We start from the raw sequence: 1,500 nt of genomic DNA, 5'->3' as shown, positions 1-1,500 counted from the left end.
AATTTTCGGTAGTAAGAGTAACCATGACAAAAATTCCTAACGATGTAGGATTTTTTGAAAAATTGTTGATATCTGACTAATCTAAATTGAATGATTCATTTGATTTGATCAGTTTGAATATCACTCTCACTAATTTGCCTGCACAGTGCCCAAGTGCGGCATAGTGAGACTTTCCTTCACTTGTCTTTTTAAGATAATAATTCATAAAAGTTTTATTATTCTTACAGACATTGTAGGAAGCCCAAATGAGCGTATAACGAAGCAGAGAATTGCCTCGCTTTGACATTCGTGATTTTGAGGCATGCCATTTCCCTGATTGGCGGACGACAGGATCCAAACCTGCATAGGCCAGGACTTTACTTGGTGAATCAAAATTGTTAAGATTATTAGTGACAGATAGAATGACTGAGATTTCCAAATGACCAAGTCCCGTGATGGACTTCAATGGAGTATCAAAGTTATTCACAAATGCTTCGAGCTGTTTATCGATAGAAGCAATCTGTTCATCATAAAGTTCGATTTGATTCACAGCCATTTGAGCTTGAAGAGCGAAGGAGTGACTGGGGATACCGATGGATTCCCCTGCGATCTTCTTCAGCTCTAGTGCCTTATCTTTCTTATAACGACCGTGGGAAGCCTTTGTAAGAAGTCTGGTAAGAACATCAATTCGGACTTTTTTAATGGATTGAGGCAAAGGGTATTCCTTGATCAGTGCATAAGAAGTGTTGATGTGCAGGTTGTTTTTAAAAAAAGGGGCTAATTCAGGGAAGATACGGTCCATATAGGATACGAGCTGAATCTTCGCTTTGGTTCTCATCCTGGTCAGATTTCTGCGGGAACAGCAGAGGGAATAGATTTCAGAGAAAGTTTCGTCGCGATGTAAAGTGTTTTTCTGTTCTTCCTTATAAAGAGTAGAACAAATAAGCAGAGCATCGATGGAATCGGTCTTGGTATTGCGAATGTTTGCATTACGTAAAGAACTCGTTACCAAGGGATTGATTACTTTAAAAAATAAATTGTTTGATACAAGAAAATGAATGAAGTTATCAGCATAATGGGCAGTAGATTCAAAGCCGATAATTAGTTTTTCAGATTCTTGTAGAAAAGATAAGATTGAACCCAGAAACAATTCGAAACCAGATTTTGAGTTTTGGAAAGGAAAAGGTTCAATCAGGATTACACCGTGCTGATCAGTCATCGCAGCATAGTGAGTTTCTTTGGCGATATCCACGCCGACAAATAGAGTCATAAAAAAGACCACCTTTCTAAATTACCTGTGATAGTAATTCCACGGTGATCTATTCTCATAACCTTGCGTGAGATAAGTATTCAAAGACACATCCAACTAATCAAAGATAAAATAGGCCGTGGCAATAGTCTCCTTAGAGTAGTCAAGCTACATGATTTATAAAGAGAACACAGGCTATTTATATCATACTATAGATGACTAGAAAGGAAAGCGATGATTACTACCTTCAAGGTATGTAATTATCATACAAG

Annotated in this window: 1 protein-coding gene; it reads right to left on the bottom strand. The window is 37.7% G+C overall.

Translation table 11 applies throughout. From position 1 onward, the window contains the following. Nucleotides 1–76 precede the first annotated feature (76 nt). Nucleotides 77–1,249, bottom strand: coding sequence for an IS110 family RNA-guided transposase (locus ACZYT3_RS12665; protein ID WP_464088904.1), 1,173 nt, complete (start codon nt 1,247–1,249; stop codon nt 77–79). Between the last annotated feature and the right edge of the window lie 251 nt (nt 1,250–1,500).

The organism is Traorella sp. mt218, from assembly GCF_055420025.1.
Note: the sequence above shows the minus strand (reverse complement) of the source record. Positions and strands in the feature narration are given on the sequence as shown.